At 45.7% G+C, this 2,350-nt stretch carries 1 protein-coding gene and 2 pseudogenes; 1 reads left to right on the top strand and 2 read right to left on the bottom strand.

The annotated features are described in order from the left end of the window. Window positions 1-120: 120 nt before the first annotated feature. Window positions 121-1,101: pseudogene (locus tag ALO_RS23940) on the top strand (IS3 family transposase); the annotation flags it as partial. A 224-nt stretch (window positions 1,102-1,325) separates the two neighbouring features. Here the strand turns inward: ALO_RS23940 and ALO_RS21485 are convergent. Both ALO_RS21485 and ALO_RS23210 read right to left on the bottom strand, forming a co-directional pair. Beyond that, window positions 1,326-1,519, bottom strand: a pseudogene (locus ALO_RS21485) (ATP-binding protein); the annotation flags it as partial. A gap of 11 nt (window positions 1,520-1,530) precedes the next feature. Next, window positions 1,531-1,845, bottom strand: a complete 315-nt coding sequence (locus ALO_RS23210; protein ID WP_004096981.1) for a transposase — start codon at window positions 1,843-1,845, stop codon at window positions 1,531-1,533. Between the last annotated feature and the right edge of the window lie 505 nt (window positions 1,846-2,350).

Below are 2,350 nucleotides of genomic sequence, written 5' to 3'. Positions count from 1 at the left end.
GTCCCTTATGCCAATAGACAAGTGATCGGCAAAATTAATATTGATATAACTATTGATCGAAACATCCCTTTAACTGTAATGATATAGTAGTGCTCCTATGAGAAAGACACAAAAGTAGTTCTGGAAGTTCTCTAGGAAGAGGCGACTGTGAATGAAATCCCTGCACAGCACGGCTTAAATCTCGTAATGGTCAGCCGATTCGAGCAGAATTTCTAGAGCGAGCCTCTGATGTTTTAAAAGAGGCCCTTCGGAATCCGATAAGGAATTAGCGGCAGAAAAGCAACGAGTTGCCCGACTAGAGAGAAAAGTCAGCCAGTTGACCTATGAGGGAGGCTGGCTCAAAAAAATCCAAAAAAATTATCAAGTACCACGAAACGTAAGCCTCTGCTAGAGACCGGCCCTGCCTGTCTCACAGTCAAGCGCCAGGCAGAACTTCTGAGTGGCAACCGAATGAGAGCCTACAGAAAGCCAAGTCCTCTCCAGATTAAGGACAGGACTTATTTCTTATGCGCCGGATTGATGGAATCCATACCGACGAGCCAACCCGAAGATACCGGACCCTGACGCATCTTCTGCAGCGTGAAATGGATGTAGCCATCAACCGGAAGAAAATCCGCCGATTGATGCGGGACATGGCCATCTATACGATTTGAAGCAAATGCTACCACCAACAATGAGCCGGCTTGAGCAGGTTTGGAGCATTGATATTACATACATCCGAATGCATAAAGGCTTTATGTACCTGTTCGTGATCATTGACGGGTACACCGATATATCGTAAATTATGAACTTTCCAGTACCCTAGACAAATCCCTTGTATGGGCTTGCCTAAAACTTTTAGGAAACCGGAAATCACCAATAGCGGCCAAGGCGGCCATTTTACGAATCCGTAGTACATTCAGTTGCTGGAAGACAGCCGGGGTGAAAATATCCATGGATGGCATAGGCCAATGCTTGATAATGCCCGAACGGAACGATTTTTTCGAACTCTTCAGTACGATTGATTTTATATCAATGAATATCAGACTCTTCGAAGCTACACCCTATAACGCTTATCGGCCACATTCCGCTTTAGGTGGAGCGTATCCCGTTCAATATTATCTCAACCATGTGCCTAATGGGCCCGTTTCTTATCAAACCCATACAGAGAAAAGCATAACTTATTTTTCTCCATTCTGCGTCTGGATATAAGGAAACATTATACTTTTTTAGTCGTTAGAATGCGAAGAAAAGCTAAATGGGTAATGATATTCTGGTGCGGCGGAGCCGCAGTTCGGTGTGGCATGAGCCACGTGGAACTACTGAGCCGCCCTTTATCTGCTAGATCATTCGCTCAATCTCTTATCTAACCCGTATACCTCACGCATAGAAATATCTTTGGATGGATTGATACTTTGTATGCGTCATGAAGGATACGGTCCAGTATGGCATCTGCCAGTGGACCATCGTTGCCGCCAAGCTGCTCATACCAGCCTTCTGCTTTGTATTGAGAGCAGAAAATGGTAGAAGATTTCTTTCGGCTTGGCTTTCTCACTCTGGTGGGGATAATAGCAGCACCGTGTGCTCAGCCATTTCGTGATAAACAGTATGGATTTGCTGATTGTACCAGCCACCTGCATGTACCACAGCCGTCTTGCAGTTATCAGGTACAAGCAGTTTGGCCACGCCGCCGAAGTATTCGTACATGTGAACATGGGCGGTGACCCATGCCTGCTGTTTTTCATTGATGAACGCTTCAACATAAGCATATTGGCTGTAAGTCATTACTCCTACAAATAGGTACGCATCCATCATTTCACCGGTGTCAGGGTCTGTAATATAGGCAGGGTCTCCTGCCCAGTCCACTTCAACCTGTTCGCCTGGTTTATGAGCGATATGCATGGTTGCGCGGCGCTGTGAGAATACATAAGCGGTTCAGAACCGCTGAGGCGGCATTGTTCCATGTATTCTGTCCATAGGAGCTTTTTGCTGACCCCATTTTGAGGAGCTCCTTATAAATGTAGGTAAGGTCAGGCATCTTCTTGCCGCTGACTCCTTTCCCTTCCTTGGAGTATAGCATACCCCCTAATACGACATTGGTTTGTCCTTCCTGCAGTGGCCAGGAGATGGTTAGCTCCTCTAGCTATATTTACATCAGAAAACTGATGCATAGATACAGTATAAAGGATGATTGGGTAGTGGCTCACTCAGGAACGGAAAGGTGGCTCAAAGTGGACAAGATTATTCAGATGAATGTAGATGCTATTGTAACCCCTGTAGTGTAACTACGCAGATCCTATTGATAGTTACACTACAGGGGTTATGTTTTGCTTTGAATGGCAACAGTGTGATTTCCTGCGTGGAATGGGGC

Source organism: Acetonema longum DSM 6540 (assembly GCF_000219125.1).
Lineage (GTDB): Bacteria > Bacillota > Negativicutes > Sporomusales > Acetonemataceae > Acetonema > Acetonema longum.
This window is presented reverse-complemented; position numbering and strand designations above follow the sequence as displayed.